Raw genomic sequence first — 18,189 nt, forward strand, 5'->3', positions numbered from 1 at the left:
CAGGGGATACGGTTGGTTTGGCGCCAGCGTCCGAAGTCTGGCAAACCCGCATTCCCGCTACCCCGCGATGAACCATAAAAAAAGGCTGCCATAAAGGCAGCCTTTTTGAAGATGGTGGGTCGTGCTGGATTCGAACCAGCGACCAATTGGTTAAAAGCCAACTGCTCTACCAACTGAGCTAACGACCCGCTCCCGAAGGAGGCGCAAATAATACGGATTTATTTCCGGCTGACAAGGGGGCAGAATAAATTTTTTGCCGTTTATTGGTAGTTTGTTGGATCTTTGACCAATGCATCCTCAAAACCCAGCCTGCGCAGACGGCAGCTATCGCATTTGCCACAGGCATTACCGCTTTCATCGGCCTGGTAACAGGAAACCGTCAGTCCATAATCCAGGCCCAGAGCCACACCCTCGCGGATGATATCCGCTTTACTGAGGTGCATGAGCGGTGTCTCAACCTGAATGGGACGGCCTTCCACACCCGCCTTGGTCGCCAGGTTGGCCATGGTCTGGAAGGCCTCGATGAATTCAGGCCGGCAGTCCGGGTAGCCGGAGTAATCCACCGCATTCACCCCGATAAAGATAGCCTGGGCATCCAGTACTTCAGCAAGCCCCAGCGCCAACGACAGGAAAACGGTATTACGTGCCGGCACATAGGTTACCGGGATACCGTCACCGCCATCCTCAGGCACCTCGATACTGTGATCGGTCAATGCAGAGCCGCCGATATTCCCCATACCCAGCTCTACCACCCTGTGGCTCAGCGCCCCCAGAGCAGCGGACACACGCAGGGCCGCGGCCAGCTCAGCACGGGTACGCTGGCCATAATCGAAGGCAATGGTGTGGCACTCGTAACCCTGGTCCCGGGCTATCGCCAGGCAAGTAGCCGAATCCAGCCCACCAGACAGCAATACGACCGCTTTATTCATTGCGAAGCTCCTCTTTGCCCGGCTTAACGGCCACGGGCATCGTTCCAGAGTAATTTGTGCAGCTGCAGCTGAAAGCGCACCGGCAGGCGATCCGCTACAATCCAGTCGGCCAGATCCCCCGGGGCAAGCTGCCCCTGGACCGGAGAAAACAACACATCAGCCACCCGCTCGGCCAGCTGATGCTGATCCAGCATGAAGCGTGCCCAGTCGTAATCCTTGCGATCTGCCAGCACAAACTTGACCTGATGATGGGGTCGCAAGAGGGGAATATTCTCCAGACGGTTGTTGTGCTGCTCCGCCGAGCCCGGTGCTTTCAGGTCCATGACCACGGACACTCGCTCATCCACCTGGCTGATATCCATGGCCCCACCCGTTTCCAGGCTCACTTCATAACCCTCGTCACACAGGGCCGTCAGCAGCGGCAAACAGTTCGGCTGTGCCAACGGCTCACCACCAGTAACAGTGATATAACCAGCCCCGTACTGCGCGACTTCCGCAAGAATGGACTCCAGAGTCCACTTTTCTCCCCCGGAAAAGGCATATTCGGTATCACACCAAACACACCGCTGCGGGCAACCTGTCAGGCGCACAAATACCGTCGGGCGGCCTACGGTTCTGGCTTCACCCTGCAGGGAATGGAAGATTTCGGTAAGACGCAGTTCCACGGCCTCTCCTGAATACCTGGCCGTGGCAAACCACGGCCGGGGCGGAAATGCGGCGGATTCTATCACCTTTGCCGGCGTCTGTGCCGCCGACAGTCGGTAAAGTATGGGACACAAGGGAAATACCATCCCCTATGCCCGGATGGCTGACCAAGTGGCATTGCCGCTTAATCCACGCAGCCACATACAAAAACGCCCTGCATGGGAATGCAGGGCGTTTTGGGTTTACCTGACCGCGATACTCAGCTATTGAGCTGATCGAGAAGGGTCTTGGCCTGACTGGCCTTGGATGAATCCGGGTATTGCTTGATCAGCTTGTGCAGGTTGATCTTGGCTTCCGAGACCTTGCCCTCTCGGGCCTGCATCACCGCCAGCGTATAGAGGCTGGAGGGAGCCTTGCTGTGATCCGGGTAGTTTTCAACCACGGCCTGGAACTGCTCCATGGCCTTGTCATTTTGCGGGGTTTTCTGGTTACTGTAGACCTGCCCCAGCCAGAAATGCGCATGACCGCGATACTGGCCGTTAGGGAAATCCTTGAGATAGCCCTCGAAGGCCTCTGCTGCCGCATCGAAATCGCGGGCAACCAGATGATCCTTGGCGGCATTATAGGCCTGTTTGTCTGCCTCAGGGTCAGCAGGACCTGCGGCATCGGTATTCTCTGACTGCTCGGAAACACCCTGTTCAGCCAGTGTATTAATTCGGGTATCCAGATCCAGGTAACGCTCACGTTCAGCGTCTTTCATTACCTGCAGTTCATGGCGCAGTTCTTCGATCTGCCCCTGGAGCATCTGGACCTGCTCCTCAAACTGTTGTTGCTGTTGCATCAACATGATCAGCGCGTCTTCATTCATGGCCGAAGCCTGAGACGCCCCCTGATCTGATGCAGCACCAGACATGCTGCGTGCAGCACTACGATCTTCAATGGCCAGCGGCCCAGTACCCTGCGCATGCGCGCAGAGTACCAGGGAGCTGAGCAAGACGCCTGCGAGCAGGCGTTTTGTCATCACTACTGTCATCGCTTACGGACGGCCAGCAGTGTAGTTCAGTTCTACGCGACGGTTCTTGGCCCAGTCCATTTCGCTGTGACCAAAAGCAGCCGGCTTCTCTTCACCGTAGGATACGACTTCGATCTGGGAAGCAGACACGCCCTGAACGCGCAGGAACTTCTCTACCGCCTTGGAACGACGCTCGGACAGAGCAACGTTGTACTCGCGAGTACCGCGCTCGTCAGCGTGACCTTCCAGACGCACTTTGGCGTTGGCGTTGTTCTTCAGGTGGGTAGCGTGAGCACGCAGGGTTTCGAAAGCAGCAGCCGGAACGGTGTTGCTGTCGAAGGCGAAGTAGATCACCTTGGTGTTGGTGGTGCCGTCGTAGTTGGACGGATGGTTGTAGAAGTTGTCAGCAGTCATCGGGATGCTGCTGGTGTCCGGCTTGGCCGGAGTAGTCGGCTCTACCGGAGTTACCGGACCGGTTTCAGCCGGTGCAGTAGTATCGGTAGCAGAAGTGTCTTCTTCAGTCGGCGTGCTGGAACAAGCGGCCAGCACAGCTGCCAACATCAGGGCGAACAGCGGGTTGAGAAATGAACGCATGAAAAGCTCCTATTATTTCCTAAGTTTGGACTCCGAGAACCTGGCGAGAAACGAGTGACTCCTTGACCACTCAAATCTCTGTCAGAGGAACGGCGACCATGCCGGTTCTCTGACTTCCCCTTCCTTCGACGGCAGCTCGACTTTCACTCTGCCATCGATGGATACGGCTTCCAGAACCCCCGTTCCCCGGTCTTGCGTCCCGTAAATTACCATACTTCCATTGGGTGCAACACTGGGGGACTCATCCATGTCGGTGCGGGTCACAATATTGAACGTTCCCCGTTGGAGGTCCTGGACACCGACATTGAAATTTCCATTTCGTCGGTGCACATAAACTAGATAACGACCATCTGGCGTTACATCTGGGCGCGCATTATAAGCACCTTGGAATGAAACGCGTCTGACGGACTTATCATTTATGTTCAGTTTATAGATCTGTGGTCCACCTGAGCGGCTGGACGTGAACACCAGGCTTTCGCCATCTGGCAACCAGCGTGGTTCCGTATCAATACCGTAGTGGTTGGTTAGCCGGGTCAGCGCCTTGGTATTGATATCCAGCATATAAATCTCGGGATTACCATCGCGCGATAGCGTCAACGCCAGTTTTTGCCCGTCCGGTGACCAGTCTGGTGCACCATTAATGCCCCTGAAGCTGGATACTTTTTCCCGCTTGGTGGTCGCCAGCTCATGAACATAGATGGCAGGCAGGCCACGATCCTCAAAGGAAACATACGTCACCTTGCGGCCATCCGGCGACCAGGCCGGGCTCATGATCGGTTCCTTGCTGCGCAGGATGGTGGTCACACGATGACCATCTGCATCCGCATATTGCAGCTGGTAAGGGTTGGCTGCGCCCCGGTTGTGGGTGACGTAGAGAATCTTGGTGGAAAACGCCCCGGGAATACCGGTGAGCTGCTCATAAATACGGTCACTGATGGCATGCGCCACGTCACGCAGCTGGGAAACCGGCGGACGATAGGTTTCCTCCAGCAATTTCACTTCACTGCTGACATCGTAGAGTGCGTAGGTAATTTCATAGCCACCGGATTCCTGCACTTTCATGCTGCCAGCAACAATGTACTCCATGCCCAATACACGAAAATCACGATAGATCACTTCGCTCTGCTTGGTCGGCCGACTCAGCATATCCTCGGCAGGCAAGGGTTTGAACTGACCACTGCGGTGCAAATCTGCCGCCACAATCGCGGACACATCTTCCGGCGCGCCCTGTGACCCGGCGAAAGGTACAACCGCAATCGGCACCGCATCCACGCGGCCTTCGGTTACCTTGATGAGCAGTTCCGCTCTGGCGACGGCAGCACCAAGCAACATCACCAATAACAACGCAATACGACTCACTGAGACACTCCTGTTGGCTCAAACACCATTAAAAATGAGCGAAATTCTTTATCAAACAAGGCCCCTGAGGGCACCGGCAATGGCGCAGCCAGCTGTACGGCCTTCACCACAGATTCGTCAAACTGTGGATAGCCACTGGATTTGACCACCGACACATCCAGTACCTCACCACCGGGAATCGTACGGATTCGCACAGTGGTTTGCAGATCATTGCGGCCGCGATAAGTGCCTGGAATCCGCCAGCGTTGTTTCACTGCCGCCCGGATTGCATCACTGTGACTGGCCACCTCCACATCAGACTGATCCGCGTTACTGGCCGCATCCTCTGCTTCATCAGCAGCAGGCTCCGGCTTCTTGTCCATTTCAATTTCTTCGTCTGCCAGCATCTCTTCCAGGCTGGGCTCCTCGATCTCCGGCACCGCGGGCTTGGGATCGGGTTTTGGCTCCGGTTTCGGCTTGGTGGCCGGCTTCGGTTCCGTTTTAGGTTTTGTTGCAGGCTTGGGCTCAGGCTTGGGCTTTTCGACCGGCTTGGGCTTTTCCTGCGGTTTTGGTTTCGGCTTCTCCACCGGTTTCGGCTTTGGCTTCGGTGCCGGCTTCTTTTCCGGCGTCGGTTTCGCCACTGGAGCCTTCTTCTGTTTTGACGTTTCCACCATGGTGGCTTTCACATGGGGGGGAATCACCGGCGCTTTGTGCAAAGTCGGATCCGTGCTCCAGCTAAACACCAGCAGGCCAAACACCAACAGGTGAATGAACAGGGTGAAGGCAATCGCAACCTGACGATCACTCATTGCTACCCGCAGGCTCCGTCACCAGACCCAACTGGGTAATCCCTGCTTCCTGCAGAGCAGCCATCAGGGAAATCACACTGGAATACGCTACCTTGCTGTCACCCTCTACCAGGAACAGGGTTTCCGGCTTGTGCTTGTGGATACGCAATACATGCCCTTTCACCGTTTCCAGGTTGGCGGATTTCTTGGCATCGCCTCCCACGTTGATGAAGTAGCTGCCATCCGCAGTAACCGAGACAATCACCGGTTCATTCTTGGTGGTATCAATGGGCGCACTGTTGCTGTCCGGCAGATCCACGTTGATACCCTGGGTCATCATGGGAGCGGTGGCCATGAAGATAACCAGCAGCACCAACATCACATCGATGTATGGCACCACATTCATCTCGGCAACCAGCTTGCGCGGCACCCTGACCTTCACACCACTCATGAATCAGGCTCCCCGCCCGTGTGCCTGACGGTGAAGCACAGAGGAAAACTCCTCGGCAAACATTTCGTTCTCGGTGAGCAGGGAATCGCTCTGGGCAGAAAAACGGTTGTAAGCCATCACCGCCGGAATCGCGGCAAACAAACCAATGGCGGTTGCGATCAATGCCTCAGCAATACCGGGGGCGACCACGCTCAGGGTCGCCTGCTTGACGTTGGCCAGGGCCATAAAGGAATTCATGATGCCCCACACGGTGCCGAACAGACCCACATAGGGGCTGGTTGAACCGACCGTTGCGAGAAAAGGCAGGTGACGAGTCAAACGGGTCTGCTCGCGTTGCAGGGCAACGCGCATGGCTCGCTGGCTGCCATCCATCACCGCGTCTGCACTGCGGGAGCTTTTGGAAAGGCGAACGAATTCCTGAAAGCCTGCGCGAAAGATGGATTCTGTACCGGAATCCGGATGCGGGTTCTCACGGCTTTGCTTGTAAAGCGAAGCAAGGTCATCGCTGGACCAGAAGGTTTCTTCGAAGGCACGGCCGGCTTTCTGCGCCCGACCCAGCACCCGGTAGCGTCCTACAATCATGTACCAGGACGTCAGTGACGCCAGAATCAGCAGCGCCATAACCAGCTGCACCACAATAGTGGCATTACTGATCAGACTGACAACCGACATGCTGGATGCCTCAACCATTGAGCCCTTCTCCTTCGCTGGCTGCGATAAATTTGTTGTATAACGCCGCAGGAATCCCCGTCGGCTTGAGTGTGTCCGCTGTTACACAGGCCACCTTGATCTCGGCCTGACACAACAGGGTATCTCCCCGAAGCACACGCTGATCAAACAACAGCGTTGCCTTACCCAGCTTCTTCAACCCTGCCGTCACCCGGAGGGCGTCATCAATTTTCGCTGGCTGGCGATACTGCACGTTTGCGGAATGCACCACAAACTGAAAATTCTCATCCGCCAGCGCATAGTGCTGATAGCCAAGGGTGCGCAAGTATTCTGTGCGTGCCCGCTCCATGAACTTCAGATAATTCACGTAATACACGATGCCACCGGCGTCAGTGTCTTCGATGTAGACGCGAACAGGGAGGGTAAATTCCCCACTTTGCTGTTTTTTTTCAATCATTAAACAAATCACCCTCGCGACGGGGTGATTTCAGCCCAAAATGCCGCCAGGCATGGTTGGTTACCGTCCGCCCCCGCGGGGTCCGCTGGATAAAGCCCTGTTGAATCAGGTAAGGCTCCACCACCTCTTCCAGGGTGCCGGCATCTTCATTCAGCGCCGCCGCCAGCGATTCCAGCCCCACCGGACCGCCATCAAACTTGTGCATAATCATGTCCAGCAACCGCCTGTCGGTACCGTCCAGGCCACAGCTGTCCACCTCAAGCATGTCCAGCGCGCGCTGAGCCATCACCTCAGTGATGCGTCCATCGCCCTTTACCTGTGCGTAATCACGCACCCGGCGCAGCAGCCGGTTGCCAATTCGCGGGGTACCCCGGGAGCGACGCGCCACTTCCAGCGCCCCGGCATCATCAATAGGAATAGCCAGAATCTCACAGGCTCTTTGCACAATTCCTGCCAGATCCTCAACGGAATAGAACTCCAGGCGCTGCACAATGCCAAACCGGTCACGTAATGGCGCCGTCAACAGACCAGCACGGGTCGTTGCCCCTACCAACGTAAAGGGAGGCAGATCCAGTTTGATGGAACGGGCAGCGGGGCCTTCGCCGATCATGATATCCAGCTGATAATCTTCCATGGCTGGATAGAGGATTTCTTCCACCACCGGAGAGAGACGGTGGATTTCATCCACGAACAGCACATCCCCTTCTTCCAGATTGGTCAGAATGGCAGCCAGGTCACCGGCCTTTTCCAGAACGGGGCCAGAGGTGGATTTGAGTTCACAGCCCATTTCACGGGCAATAATGTGTGCAAGGGTGGTCTTGCCGAGGCCGGGCGGGCCAAAGATCAGGGTATGGTCCAGCGCTTCGCGACGCCCGCGTGCCGCATCGATAAAAATCTCCATGCGCTCGCGGACTTTTGGCTGGCCGTGATAGTCAGCCAGGCTGGATGGCCGAATGGCACGATCCTGCTGATCTTCCTGGCTGCCAACGGCAGCAGCAGAAATAAGTCGTTCGTTATCCATGTCTGCGGTAAAACCGCCTCTGCCCGGTTATTCGTTGTCTGTAAAATCTGCGGCTAGCGTAACCCAGCAGCCTACCCCACGGCTATTGCTGTTATCACAGTTACTACGAAGATTTGCCGAGGTTCACACAGATAAAGGACCCAGAGACCTAGCGGGCCAGATTTTTCAGCGCCAGACGGATCATCTGCTCGCTGCTGGCTCCCTCTTCGGCCACTTTGCCAACTGCCGCCACCGCATCCTTGTTGCGATAACCCAGTGCTTCCAGCGCGGCGATGGCATCGCTGCGGGCATCATCCGCCGGGCTCAATGCGACGCGGCCCGGCAGGCTGGCCGGGGCGCCGTCAATCTTGTCCAGCCGGTCGCTCATTTCGATCACTAGCCGTTCTGCGGTCTTCTTGCCGATACCCGGTACTTTCACCAGCGTCGAGGAATCCTGATCCTGGATACACTGGGCCAGCCGGTCGGCTTCGATGCCGGACAAGATCGCCAGCCCCATTTTTGGCCCGACTCCATTCACCTTGATCAGCGCGCGAAACAGCTCCCGCTCATAACGGCTGGAGAAGCCATACAGCAGCTGGGCATCTTCACGCACCACGAAGTGGGTATGCAGGGTTAACGGCTGGCCCGTTTCTGGTAGCTCGTAGAACACGGTCATGGGCGCCTCCACTTCGTATCCCACTCCGTTCACATCCAGCAACAGCACCGGGGGCCGCTTTTCCAGCAGGGTGCCACGCAGTTGTCCAATCATGCTGAATCCTTAATGACCGTGTTGTTGATGTTGGTGCATTGAATTATCGGATACGGCGGTTGCGCACCGCCGTGGCGCCCGCCATGCGCGCGAGGGAAACACGCATGTGGGCATGACAAAGGGCGATAGCCAACGCATCGGCCGCATCTTCCTGGGGTCGTTTATCCAACCCCAGCAAATGACGCACCATCTCCCCTACCTGAATCTTTTCCGCACTCCCCTTGCCCACCACTGCCTGCTTGACCTGACGGGCCGAATATTCAAATACCGGAATTGACGCCTGCATCACTGCTGCGATGGCCGCGCCCCGCGCCTGGCCCAGCTTGAGCGCCGAGTCTGCATTGCGAGCCATGAATACTTTCTCGATACTCACTTCCGCAGGGCCATATTCCTTTACCACCTGATCAATGCCGGCAAAGATTTCTCCCAGCCTGGGCGGCATTTCCTTATGGGAAGTCGAGATAGTGCCAAACGCCACTGCCCGGGATCGATTACCCACATGCTCCACCAGCCCATAGCCGGTGTGGCGCGAACCGGGGTCGATACCGAGAATCAATGCCATAACTGTCTGACCACAAATAGAAAATCTGCGTCAGTTGTACCGAAAGACTGTCCAGATGTCCAGTTGGGTTAAGAGACGCTAGGCGCACCATGCACCATGCAACACGCGGGAGGCTCTGTCGCGGGCGACAGGGATGGAACGGCCTGGGTTGCTGGCAAGGTGAAACGAGACGATCAGTTAAGTGACGAGTTTCGAGGGACGAGTTGCGAAAGGCAAAACCCACAAGAGACGAAACACGCACCAGGCTGCACGCAAGACGCCAGCCCTCGGGTTAGTAAATCACCCATCATTTTTCCGCTTTGGCCGGTTCAGAAACCGGTGAGGGGTTCAGACCATCCTAGTAGAGCAGCCAGAAACTCAAACCACCAGTCAGCCCGCAAAAAGCCATGAACGTAGTGGCCATCATCACTGTGGATATGGAGTAAATGCCCGCGATCCCGAGCCAGTCAGCGGCATTGTTCGGATCCGCGCTCCATCTGAGCCCCATCATCAGAATGGCCGTTGGCAAACCACCGATCATTCCTCCCGCAAATACACAGGTCAGGCCCGACACAGTATTACGCAAGCGCAGCAGCAGATATAACGGCACCGCCAGCACAAGGTGCACAGCCGACACCAGGCAACAGAGGAAAAGCAGAACCGCAAACTCCTGGAACAGGATTCGCCCGGCAAGGATACCTGTAAAGAGAAACGTCATGAGCAAGGCGGGCACGATAGCCCCCATCAGGAATGCCTTTACCGTATTTGCGGAGTCATTGTGGCGATAAGACATGTCTCCTCCCTGATCCATTGCCTTTGATCACCACTAGTATGCAGCATTTTTTACCGGATGGCGCAGACGCCGACACCCCGTTCGCTGGCAGGCACAACTTGAAGGACACAGAGAGCTCCCAGCATCCACCAGCAAGAAGACTCCCATGGCAAAGCCGACCCAGGTTTTGATCTTCGCAACTCGAAACTCGTCACTCGCTGCCCCCCCCCTAAAAAACAAAAACCCCGGAAAAATCCGGGGTTTTGCGTTTCCTTGAAGCTCGCAGCTCGCCGCTATTCCTCTTCCGCCGGCCAGCTGGCATTGGTGTAGACGTTCTGCACGTCGTCCAGGTCTTCCAGCATGTCGATCATCTTCTGCACGGTCTCTGCTGTGTCCGCATCGATCTCGGCTTCGGTAGAGGGATGCATGGTCACTTCGGCTTCAGCGAATTCGAGACTGGCTTCGCGCAGGGCATCCACCACTTCACCGAACTGCTTGTCCGGGGTGGTGATGACCAGGAAACCCCCGCCATCGATTTCTTCTACATCTTCCGCACCGGCTTCCAGCGCCACTTCCATGAGTTTCTCTTCATCCACGCTTTCCGGTTCGAAGTAGATCTCGCCACGCTTGCTGAACAGAAAGGCCACCGAACCGCTGGTACCGAGATTGCCGGCGAACTTGGTGAAGGCATGGCGCACCTCGGCCACGGTACGGTTTACGTTGTCGGTCATGGTTTCCACCAGTACCGCTACGCCACCCTTGCCGTAACCTTCGTAGGTGATCTCGTCCATGTTGCCGCCGTCATCACCGCCAGCACCACGCTTGATGGCACGATCAATGGTGTCGCGGGTCATGTTGGCGCCCAGCGCCTTGTCGACGGCCGCCCGCAGACGCGGGTTGTCATTCACTTCACCACCGCCCATCTTGGCGGCCACGGTGAGTTCACGAATCAGTTTGGTAAAGATCTTGCCGCGCTTGGCATCCTGGGCCGCCTTGCGGTGCTTGATGTTGGCCCATTTGCTATGTCCTGCCATGTTGTCTCCCGTAATTGCTACGAACAGACCGGCGCGGACAACTCCGCGCCGTGGTAGTGCCTGCTTCTTTTATTGCTCTTCCCTTATTGCTCTTCCTTGCGCACCTGAATGCCTACTTCGCGCAGCTGCTTGCTGTCCACCGGAGACGGCGCATTGGTCATCATGCAGGACGCCGTTTGGGTTTTCGGGAAGGCGATCACGTCACGGATGGACTCACAGCCGGTCATCAGCATGACCATGCGATCCAGACCGAAGGCCAGACCACCGTGTGGCGGCGCACCATACTTCAGGCCATCCAGCAGGAAGCCGAATTTCTCATCCGCTTCTTCATCAGAGATACCCAGCGCCTCAAACACCGCGCGCTGCATGGATGGATTGTGGATACGGATGGAACCGCCACCCAGCTCGGTGCCGTTGAGCACCATGTCGTAGGCGCGGGACAGCGCCCCTTCTGGGTTGCTCTTCAGCTCTTCCGGGCTGCAGCTGGGCATAGTGAAGGGGTGATGCAGGGCATGGAACTGACCTTCGTCCTCTTCGAACATGGGGAAGTCCACCACCCACAGCGGAGCCCACTCACCTTCGACCAGGTTCAGATCGTGACCGACCTTCACGCGCAGGGCACCGAGGGCCTCGTTCACGATTCGGGCCTTGTCGGCACCGAAGAAGATCAGGTCGCCGGTCTCGGCGCCAGTACGCTCCAGAATGCCCTGAATCGCATCTTCGGTAAGGAACTTGAGAATCGGGGACTGCAGGCCTTCAGCGCCCGCTGCAAGATCATTGACCTTGATATAGGCCAGCCCTTTGGCTCCGTAGATGCTGACAAACTTGGTGTAGCCGTCGATGTCCTTGCGGGACAGGCTGCAACCACCCGGCACCTTCATGGCCGCCACACGGCCTTTGGGATCGTTGGCCGGTCCGGAGAAGACTTTGAAGTCCACGCTGGCGAGCAGGTCAGCGATGTCGATCAGCTCCAGCGGAATGCGCAGGTCTGGCTTGTCAGAACCGAAACGGCTCATGGCTTCGGAGAATGGCATGCGCGGGAACTCGGGCAGCTCCACATCCAGCAGTTCCTTGAACAGCTTGCGGGCCATATTCTCGGCAATACCCATGATGTCTTCTTCGTTGACGAAGGAGGCTTCGATATCAATCTGGGTAAATTCCGGCTGACGATCTGCACGCAGATCTTCGTCGCGGAAACATTTGGCGATCTGGTAGTAACGATCGAAGCCAGCCACCATCAGCAGCTGCTTGAACAGCTGCGGGGACTGGGGCAGCGCAAAGAAGCTGCCCGGATGGGTACGGCTAGGCACCAGATAGTCTCGAGCGCCTTCCGGGGTAGCCCGGGTCAGGATCGGGGTCTCCACGTCCATGAAGCCTTCGCCTTCCAGGAACGCACGCACCGCGTGAGTCAGTCGGGAACGGAACTGGAAGTTGCGCAGCACGTCAGGGCGACGCAGATCCATGAAGCGGTATTTGAGGCGTACTTCCTCACCGGCACCGCCATGCTCGTCCAGTTCGAACGGCGGGGTGGCGGCTTCGTTGAGAATGGTCAGTTCCTTGCCCAGCACTTCGATGTCGCCGGTGGCCATCTTGCTGTTGCGCACGGCTTCATCACGCATGCGTACCCGGCCTTTTACCTGCACCACATACTCGCTGCGAACCTTGTCGGCCAGCGCAAAGGCATCCACGGTATCCGGGTCAAACACCACCTGGACCAGGCCATTACGGTCGCGCAGGTCGAGGAAGATCACCCCACCGTGGTCACGGCGGCGGTGAACCCAACCGCACAGCTCTACTGTTTCTCCATCGTGGGAGGCTCGCAAATCACCGCAATATTGGCTACGCATCTCAATGTCCGTTCGTATTTCTGATGTTTCACAGCCCCGTTGGTGGAGCACCTGACTCCCCCGAAAAACCGGGCCGTTGAAAAAGGCGCCACAGTATAGCGATTCCACTGCTCGCGAGCCATGCCGTGAGGCAATCCAGTGCCAAACAAGGCGCCGGCAGGCACTTTTTTCCGTATAACCCTGAAAAATAGTGGTTTGAGCGCTTGTGAACTTGATTTTCCTGCCTTATAAAAGGTTCGAACCATATCAGTGACCCTCTGAGGAATTGCAGTCCAGAGGCGAGCCTGATCAGGGAAGCATCGCCGGCGTCCGTCTCAGAAGACGTCATCACAAATCAGGAAGACACCAAAAAGGGGTAAGCAATCCATGGCTGCAAAGAAGAAAGCCGCTGCCAAAGCCGCAACCGCACCTGCTGCGCGCAAAGTGAAAACCATCACCGAGCCGATGAACAAGACCCAGATCATCAACCAGCTCAGCGAAACCACCGGCTTGTCCAAGAAAGACGTCAACGCCGTATTCGATGAACTGGCTGTGATTATGGAAGGCCACCTGAAGAAACGTGCCGCTGGCCAGTTCACCCTGCCCGGTCTGATGAAGATCGTCACCCAGAAAAAGCCTGCTACCAAGGCTCGCAAGGGCATCAATCCGTTCACAGGCGAAGAAACCACCTTTGCAGCCAAGCCGGCTAGCACTGTGGTAAAAGTACGTCCGTTGAAGAAACTCAAGGACATGGCCTCCTGATTCGGGCCTGGCCACCGGCGCTGCCGGTGGCCTGTCTTGGCCTCTCCCTCTACTTTCTATCCTCGCCCCCTATCCTTTACACAACTCCCCCTCTGGCCTCTGGCCTTCGCAACCTTCTATAATGCGCGCCCATCATTGAGGGCAACGGTTCCTGCCGCCCAGGCAGACCATCCCATCGCCCTGAACCGTCTTTGGAAACAGGAGCCCCCATGGCTGAGCGTAAAGACAAGAAGAAGGTGATCGGCGAACCGATGACTGATGAGCAGATCAAGGTATTTCTGGACGTACCCAGTGAAGAGGGCGTTTCCAGTGATTTCCATACCCTGGAAAAAGCCTATCGCGCCCTGCGCGCTGAGGATTTCGGCCGTTTTATCGGGTTCTTCAAGGCACAAGGCCGCGATCTGAATGCCAGAGATCCCGAGGGCCGCACCCTGCTGGCTCACATTGCGGACCACAAGAAATGCGAAGAATATGCCGACCTGCTTCGCGAGGCCGGCGGCACTGCCTGATCCCGCATCCCCAGGAATGCCAGGCCCATGGCCTGGCTGTCCTCCTTCTTCCATCCCAACCTCCCCTGCCTCCCGAAATCGGCAACCAAACCGAAACAAAACGCCCGTCCAATACATACCCTGCGGAACTTGTTCACAATCTTTACCCATGGCATTGTTAGGTATTGGGGCTTGCAATGCCTGTACCGGGCCTCTGGGCAGCATCATGTATGCACAGAGATAGCCAAGACGACACAACAACAACAGAAACAACAACAAAAGAGCCGTTCCATGATGGCATCACTTTCCAAACCGCTTTGGCGCAGCCTGTTTTTGGTTGCGCTTTGTACCGTTAGCCTGCAAACCCTCGCTGCCCGCGATGACGACGCCGACGACGAGATGGATGAAGTCACCGCGGAAGAACTGCAGATGCAGGAAATCCCGGTGGATGAACGCATCTTTGTGGAGACCTGGAACCAGGTGCCCTACAAGAAAAGCTACTTCACCTATACCGATCAGCAGATCCGCGACAAGTGGGACTACCTGATGCGGGGCCTGAAAGTGCCCTACCCTTCCGCCCAATACATGAGCGTACAGTTCGAGAAATACCCCTTCATGAAGGACGGTATCGACAACTGGAATGGCGACTACGCAGAGCTTGAAAAGCGCTATCTGGCAGTCTGGCGGATGTTCTTTTCCGGGGATTTCCAGAAAGCCCGGGAGGAAGGCATGAAGCTGGGCCCCATGGGCGAAATCCCTGCCCTGTTCTCCCAGCTGATGTATGCCATCTATCTGACGGAGCGCCAGAGCATCAAATACATGATGCTGCAGGACGTTGCGAACCGGGCCGAGGATTACTTCGATGTCATGAAGGAAGCCGAAGATGACCCGGAAGTGGCCCCCATTGTGGCCAGCGTAAAACTGGGCTACGCCTATGCTATCGCCCGGATCGCCGAGGAATCGCCGGTTCCCATCGTGGTTGCCCGACGCTACATCGGCAAGATCAAGAACAGCGCTGAAGAAGTGGTCGAGATCATGCCTGAACAACCTCTCGCACACGCTTTCCGTGCGGGCGTGGATGCCGGCATCATGCGCCGTGTAGGCAAATTCACCGGCCGCATGACCTACGGTGCGCGGACCACCACCGTGGAAGAATCTTTTTCTGATGCGCTGGAACTGGCTCCCGATATCCCGATCGTGAACTACGAATACGCCAACGCCCTGATCTACATGAACCGCAAGCGTGACCTCAACGAGGCCATCAGCTACCTGGAAAAGGCCATGAAGATCCGCCCGGAATTTTCCATGGATGCGCTGGATGTCATGTATTCCTACAAGCGCCTCCAGGAAGTCCGCCTGTATGCACTGAATTTCCGCAGCTTCCGCAAGTTTGAAAAGCTGCGCCGCAAATTCAGCAAGAAGACAGACCGTAACCTGACCAGCGTGCTCACTGATCCGCTGACCATGGACATGCTCAACAACCCTGAGAACTACGTCCTTCCCGAGCGCAAATAACCATGTCGCTCTATGAAGACCGTGTTTTCCCCGCACTCCTGGACTGGGCTACGCGCCCGGTCTGGCGGGATCGGGAACATTTGTTGAAGCAGGCACACGGCAAGGTGCTGGAGTTGGGAGTCGGTACCGGTGCCAACTTCCCTCTCTACACCGATCAAGCCACCGAAATTCATGGCATCGAACCTGGCGAGGCCTTGCTGGCAATTGCCCAAAAGGCTGCGCAGCAATGCGTCGCACCTCACCGCTTTCACCTGCAGACCGGCGATGCCCAGGCGCTGCCTTATGCTGATGAAAGCTTCGACACCGTTGTGGCTTGCCTGGTGTTTTGCACCATTCCGGATCCACAGGCAGCAGCGAATGAAGCATTTCGGGTACTCAAACCCGGTGGCACCCTGCTGGCACTCGAACATGTCGCCAGTGAGAAGCGCTGGATTCGCCGTTTACAGGCAGGCATGAACCCGGCCTGGAAACACCTGGCCTGCGGCTGCCAACTCACCCGCGATACTGCCACCACGTTCCGTGATGCCGGCTTCCGCCTCAACAAGGCAGCCCACCGCAAGCACCCCAAATTACCCGCATTCGCCGCAGAGTTGCTGGACGGGGCGCTGCTGAAACCCTGAGTTGAAAGTTTAAAGTTTAAACGCGGAGTCAGCCCCCGGTTTTTGAATGCCGTGCCCGCGCTTGCCGGTAATGGCGCGGGCACGGCGGCTTAGAACCCAGGCAGCTCTGGCGCGCTTTTCAACTTTGAACTTTTAACTTTCAACTCAATCACCGAGGCAAATTGCCACACCCCTCTCCCCACATTTGCCTCTACAATAGCGCCATGGACAACCGCCTCCCCCTGAGAAGCTGGCGCCTGCGACTCATCTGGTTACGCAGCCTGCTGGTTCTGCTTTTTACCCTGGCGCTGATGTTGCTGCAGAGTCTTGGCCACACCGGCTACCATCTGACGCAGCTCAGCTGGCTGGGAGCCTTGCTGCTGCCCAGCCTGATTACCCTGCTCAGCCATCGCTCCCGCAAGCACCAGAGCCAGCTGCTGACCCTGGAGCTGGCGTTAGATACGGCACTGTTCATTGTGCTGCTGCAATCGTTTGGCGGAGCCGGGAACCCGTTGTCGTTTTACCTGCTAATACCTGCATTGCTGGCCTCCCTGACGCTCCCGCTGGGCAACAGCTTGCTGGTTGCAGGACTTGCCCTAAGTGGCTATCTGGTGACTTTCAATTGGTATCACCGCCCCGCCGACGACACGCCACTGCATGCGCTGAGCCACGAGCTCAGTGCGCTGCACAGTGTGGGCATGGCAGTGGTATTCGTGGCGCTGCTGTTGATGCTGTCGCTGCTTGGGCAGGTGATCCAGCGGCTGATGCGTCAGCAGCAACGACAGCAGGAACAGGCTTTGGATCTGGCCGGGCGGCGGGAGCACATGTACCAGATTGCCGCCACCCTGGCTGATCAAGCCCATGAGCTGAACACGCCCCTGGGGACACTGGTAATGCTGGCCGACAACCTGCAAAGCGCGCCAGAATTGCCTGACACCCTGCGTAAGGAAATCGGCCAGATTGATCAACTGGCCCGGACCGTTTCACAACGGCTCAAGCAAAGCACCGCACAGACGCTATCTGGCCCCCAGGCACTTGGCACCCTGATTGAGCAGGTACAACAACAGCTGCGTCATCTTGCTCCTACCCTTGAGATCAAGGCCGAACTGACGACAAATCCAATGCTGGCAGATGGCGAGAGCTGGTTCCGAATACTGTGCAATCTCGGCTATAACGCCATGGATGCCGGAGCCAGCCACTGGGTTATCCGCAGCTATCAGGACGAACAGGGACTGGCGCTTCAGGCCAGCGACAACGGCCCCGCGCACCCAGACTCAGAGCGACAGGGACTGGGCATGGGGCTGATTCTGGTGAATACGGCACTGGAGCAAATGGGAGCCAGCATGGACATGGAATTTGGTCGCCAATGGACCCAGGTACGCATCCGCCACCCCCAGACCGGAGCCGCGCAGTCTTATGAGGCAACGCCATGACCCACACCCTGCATCTACTGCTGGTTGAGGATGATGAACTGCTGGCCGAGCAGACCGCTCAGGCGCTGGGTCGCAGGAATACCCATGTCAGTGTGGCCCATGATGCTGCAACCACCCTTTCCCTGATCTCTGAGCTGGAACAACTGGATGGCGCTGTGCTCGATCAGAATCTGGGCCAGGACAACGGTCTTGATCTGATCATCCCCATCCAGCAGCGCTTCCCGCACTGCAAGGTACTGCTTCTGACCGGCTATGGCAGCATTGCCGCTGCGGTAGCGGCCACCCACCGCGGCGCCCACAACTATCTCACCAAGCCGGCCAGCGCCAGCGAGATTCTCGAAGCCCTGCAGGCAGACCCTGCCAGTCTTGGCTCACCGTTGCCCGCAACCCCTCCCTCTCTGCAACGGCTCGAATGGGAGCATATCCAGCGCACCCTGGATGCCCATGACGGGAATATTTCCCGCGCCGCAGAAGCACTCGGCATTCACCGCCGCACCTTGCAACGTCGTCTCAAGAAACGCCCCAGCGCGAGTCAGTATCAACGAGAAAAAGGCGCCGACTGATTTC

The 18,189-nt window shown here is 57.1% G+C and carries 21 protein-coding genes and 1 tRNA gene; 6 read left to right on the forward strand and 16 right to left on the reverse strand.

The annotated features are described in order from the left end of the window. Positions 1-112: 112 nt before the first annotated feature. The 16 genes from Y5S_RS05910 to aspS all read right to left on the reverse strand — a co-directional run bounded on the left by Y5S_RS05910 (position 113) and on the right by aspS (position 12,846). Positions 113-188: transfer RNA gene (locus Y5S_RS05910), tRNA-Lys, on the reverse strand. Positions 189-260: 72 nt separating this feature from the next. Further along, entirely contained in the window at positions 261-929 is a 669-nt protein-coding gene (gene queC / locus Y5S_RS05915; protein ID WP_035231285.1) for a 7-cyano-7-deazaguanine synthase QueC, read from the reverse strand. 23 nt (positions 930-952) lie between these two features. Further along, on the reverse strand, positions 953-1,594 hold the full coding sequence (gene queE / locus Y5S_RS05920; RefSeq protein ID WP_035231286.1) for a 7-carboxy-7-deazaguanine synthase QueE: 642 nt from the start codon (positions 1,592-1,594) through the stop codon (positions 953-955). A 239-nt stretch (positions 1,595-1,833) separates the two neighbouring features. Continuing rightward, positions 1,834-2,595: a tol-pal system protein YbgF gene (gene ybgF, locus Y5S_RS05925; protein WP_231552641.1), complete on the reverse strand. Its 762-nt coding sequence runs from the start codon at positions 2,593-2,595 to the stop codon at positions 1,834-1,836. A gap of 15 nt (positions 2,596-2,610) precedes the next feature. Next, positions 2,611-3,180 carry a peptidoglycan-associated lipoprotein Pal gene (gene pal, locus Y5S_RS05930; RefSeq protein ID WP_035231288.1) on the reverse strand — a complete coding sequence of 190 codons (570 nt, stop codon included), beginning with the start codon at positions 3,178-3,180 and terminating at the stop codon, positions 2,611-2,613. A gap of 81 nt (positions 3,181-3,261) precedes the next feature. Next, the gene (gene tolB / locus Y5S_RS05935; RefSeq protein WP_052041453.1) at positions 3,262-4,512 is read right to left on the reverse strand and encodes a Tol-Pal system beta propeller repeat protein TolB; all 1,251 of its coding nucleotides are present in this window, start codon (positions 4,510-4,512) and stop codon (positions 3,262-3,264) included. Between the two features lie 23 nt (positions 4,513-4,535). Further along, positions 4,536-5,327, reverse strand: coding sequence for an energy transducer TonB (locus tag Y5S_RS05940; RefSeq protein WP_035231290.1), 792 nt, complete (start codon positions 5,325-5,327; stop codon positions 4,536-4,538). After that, entirely contained in the window at positions 5,320-5,757 is a 438-nt protein-coding gene (tolR, locus tag Y5S_RS05945; protein WP_035231291.1) for a protein TolR, read from the reverse strand. Before tolR ends, Y5S_RS05940 begins: the two co-directional genes overlap by 8 nt. A 3-nt stretch (positions 5,758-5,760) precedes the next feature. Continuing rightward, positions 5,761-6,447 carry a protein TolQ gene (tolQ, locus tag Y5S_RS05950; RefSeq protein WP_035231292.1) on the reverse strand — a complete coding sequence of 229 codons (687 nt, stop codon included), beginning with the start codon at positions 6,445-6,447 and terminating at the stop codon, positions 5,761-5,763. Then, positions 6,440-6,883: a tol-pal system-associated acyl-CoA thioesterase gene (gene ybgC / locus Y5S_RS05955; protein WP_035231293.1), complete on the reverse strand. Its 444-nt coding sequence runs from the start codon at positions 6,881-6,883 to the stop codon at positions 6,440-6,442. Before ybgC ends, tolQ begins: the two co-directional genes overlap by 8 nt. Next, positions 6,876-7,904 carry a Holliday junction branch migration DNA helicase RuvB gene (gene ruvB / locus Y5S_RS05960; RefSeq protein WP_035231294.1) on the reverse strand — a complete coding sequence of 343 codons (1,029 nt, stop codon included), beginning with the start codon at positions 7,902-7,904 and terminating at the stop codon, positions 6,876-6,878. The genes ybgC and ruvB overlap by 8 nt, the downstream gene beginning before the upstream one ends. Before the next feature lie 148 nt (positions 7,905-8,052). Then, positions 8,053-8,652: a Holliday junction branch migration protein RuvA gene (ruvA, locus tag Y5S_RS05965; protein ID WP_035231295.1), complete on the reverse strand. Its 600-nt coding sequence runs from the start codon at positions 8,650-8,652 to the stop codon at positions 8,053-8,055. Between the two features lie 43 nt (positions 8,653-8,695). Then, complete coding sequence (ruvC, locus tag Y5S_RS05970) at positions 8,696-9,214, reverse strand: crossover junction endodeoxyribonuclease RuvC (protein ID WP_022983937.1); 519 nt, start codon at positions 9,212-9,214, stop codon at positions 8,696-8,698. Positions 9,215-9,551: 337 nt separating this feature from the next. After that, positions 9,552-9,986 carry a hypothetical protein gene (locus tag Y5S_RS05975; RefSeq protein ID WP_035231296.1) on the reverse strand — a complete coding sequence of 145 codons (435 nt, stop codon included), beginning with the start codon at positions 9,984-9,986 and terminating at the stop codon, positions 9,552-9,554. A 272-nt stretch (positions 9,987-10,258) separates the two neighbouring features. Next, positions 10,259-10,999: a YebC/PmpR family DNA-binding transcriptional regulator gene (locus Y5S_RS05980; RefSeq protein ID WP_035231297.1), complete on the reverse strand. Its 741-nt coding sequence runs from the start codon at positions 10,997-10,999 to the stop codon at positions 10,259-10,261. A gap of 83 nt (positions 11,000-11,082) precedes the next feature. Next, positions 11,083-12,846, reverse strand: a complete 1,764-nt coding sequence (gene aspS / locus Y5S_RS05985) for an aspartate--tRNA ligase (protein ID WP_035231298.1) — start codon at positions 12,844-12,846, stop codon at positions 11,083-11,085. Positions 12,847-13,212: 366 nt separating this feature from the next. Here aspS and Y5S_RS05990 point away from each other — a divergent pair, with 366 nt between their 5' ends. The 6 genes from Y5S_RS05990 to Y5S_RS06015 all read left to right on the forward strand — a co-directional run bounded on the left by Y5S_RS05990 (position 13,213) and on the right by Y5S_RS06015 (position 18,185). Then, positions 13,213-13,587 carry an HU family DNA-binding protein gene (locus Y5S_RS05990; protein ID WP_035231299.1) on the forward strand — a complete coding sequence of 125 codons (375 nt, stop codon included), beginning with the start codon at positions 13,213-13,215 and terminating at the stop codon, positions 13,585-13,587. 209 nt (positions 13,588-13,796) lie between these two features. Next, positions 13,797-14,096: a PA4642 family protein gene (locus Y5S_RS05995; RefSeq protein WP_035231300.1), complete on the forward strand. Its 300-nt coding sequence runs from the start codon at positions 13,797-13,799 to the stop codon at positions 14,094-14,096. Between the two features lie 270 nt (positions 14,097-14,366). After that, positions 14,367-15,590, forward strand: a complete 1,224-nt coding sequence (locus tag Y5S_RS06000) for a tetratricopeptide repeat protein (protein WP_231552642.1) — start codon at positions 14,367-14,369, stop codon at positions 15,588-15,590. 2 nt (positions 15,591-15,592) lie between these two features. Then, positions 15,593-16,210 carry a class I SAM-dependent methyltransferase gene (locus Y5S_RS06005; RefSeq protein ID WP_035231302.1) on the forward strand — a complete coding sequence of 206 codons (618 nt, stop codon included), beginning with the start codon at positions 15,593-15,595 and terminating at the stop codon, positions 16,208-16,210. A gap of 203 nt (positions 16,211-16,413) precedes the next feature. Next, the gene (locus Y5S_RS06010; protein ID WP_035231303.1) at positions 16,414-17,622 is read left to right on the forward strand and encodes a sensor histidine kinase; all 1,209 of its coding nucleotides are present in this window, start codon (positions 16,414-16,416) and stop codon (positions 17,620-17,622) included. Continuing rightward, positions 17,619-18,185 (forward strand): response regulator transcription factor, encoded by a 567-nt coding sequence (locus Y5S_RS06015; protein ID WP_035231305.1) that lies wholly within the window; start codon positions 17,619-17,621, stop codon positions 18,183-18,185. Before Y5S_RS06010 ends, Y5S_RS06015 begins: the two co-directional genes overlap by 4 nt. Positions 18,186-18,189: the final 4 nt, after the last annotated feature.

Source organism: Alcanivorax nanhaiticus (genome assembly GCF_000756665.1).
Lineage (GTDB): Bacteria > Pseudomonadota > Gammaproteobacteria > Pseudomonadales > Alcanivoracaceae > Alcanivorax > Alcanivorax nanhaiticus.

Coding starts and splice junctions, on each gene's coding strand:
- Y5S_RS05975 (WP_035231296.1), bottom strand. CDS start 9,986: ATGTCTTATCGCCACAATGACTCCGCAAATACGGTAAAGGCATTCCTG.
- pal (WP_035231288.1), bottom strand. CDS start 3,180: ATGCGTTCATTTCTCAACCCGCTGTTCGCCCTGATGTTGGCAGCTGTG.
- Y5S_RS06000 (WP_231552642.1), top strand. CDS start 14,367: ATGATGGCATCACTTTCCAAACCGCTTTGGCGCAGCCTGTTTTTGGTT.
- ybgF (WP_231552641.1), bottom strand. CDS start 2,595: ATGACAAAACGCCTGCTCGCAGGCGTCTTGCTCAGCTCCCTGGTACTC.
- queC (WP_035231285.1), bottom strand. CDS start 929: ATGAATAAAGCGGTCGTATTGCTGTCTGGTGGGCTGGATTCGGCTACT.
- aspS (WP_035231298.1), bottom strand. CDS start 12,846: ATGCGTAGCCAATATTGCGGTGATTTGCGAGCCTCCCACGATGGAGAA.
- Y5S_RS06010 (WP_035231303.1), top strand. CDS start 16,414: ATGGACAACCGCCTCCCCCTGAGAAGCTGGCGCCTGCGACTCATCTGG.
- Y5S_RS05995 (WP_035231300.1), top strand. CDS start 13,797: ATGGCTGAGCGTAAAGACAAGAAGAAGGTGATCGGCGAACCGATGACT.
- ruvC (WP_022983937.1), bottom strand. CDS start 9,214: ATGGCATTGATTCTCGGTATCGACCCCGGTTCGCGCCACACCGGCTAT.
- ybgC (WP_035231293.1), bottom strand. CDS start 6,883: ATGATTGAAAAAAAACAGCAAAGTGGGGAATTTACCCTCCCTGTTCGC.
- Y5S_RS06005 (WP_035231302.1), top strand. CDS start 15,593: ATGTCGCTCTATGAAGACCGTGTTTTCCCCGCACTCCTGGACTGGGCT.
- tolB (WP_052041453.1), bottom strand. CDS start 4,512: ATGTTGCTTGGTGCTGCCGTCGCCAGAGCGGAACTGCTCATCAAGGTA.
- Y5S_RS05980 (WP_035231297.1), bottom strand. CDS start 10,999: ATGGCAGGACATAGCAAATGGGCCAACATCAAGCACCGCAAGGCGGCC.
- tolR (WP_035231291.1), bottom strand. CDS start 5,757: ATGAGTGGTGTGAAGGTCAGGGTGCCGCGCAAGCTGGTTGCCGAGATG.
- ruvB (WP_035231294.1), bottom strand. CDS start 7,904: ATGGATAACGAACGACTTATTTCTGCTGCTGCCGTTGGCAGCCAGGAA.
- ruvA (WP_035231295.1), bottom strand. CDS start 8,652: ATGATTGGACAACTGCGTGGCACCCTGCTGGAAAAGCGGCCCCCGGTG.
- Y5S_RS06015 (WP_035231305.1), top strand. CDS start 17,619: ATGACCCACACCCTGCATCTACTGCTGGTTGAGGATGATGAACTGCTG.
- Y5S_RS05940 (WP_035231290.1), bottom strand. CDS start 5,327: ATGAGTGATCGTCAGGTTGCGATTGCCTTCACCCTGTTCATTCACCTG.
- tolQ (WP_035231292.1), bottom strand. CDS start 6,447: ATGGTTGAGGCATCCAGCATGTCGGTTGTCAGTCTGATCAGTAATGCC.
- Y5S_RS05990 (WP_035231299.1), top strand. CDS start 13,213: ATGGCTGCAAAGAAGAAAGCCGCTGCCAAAGCCGCAACCGCACCTGCT.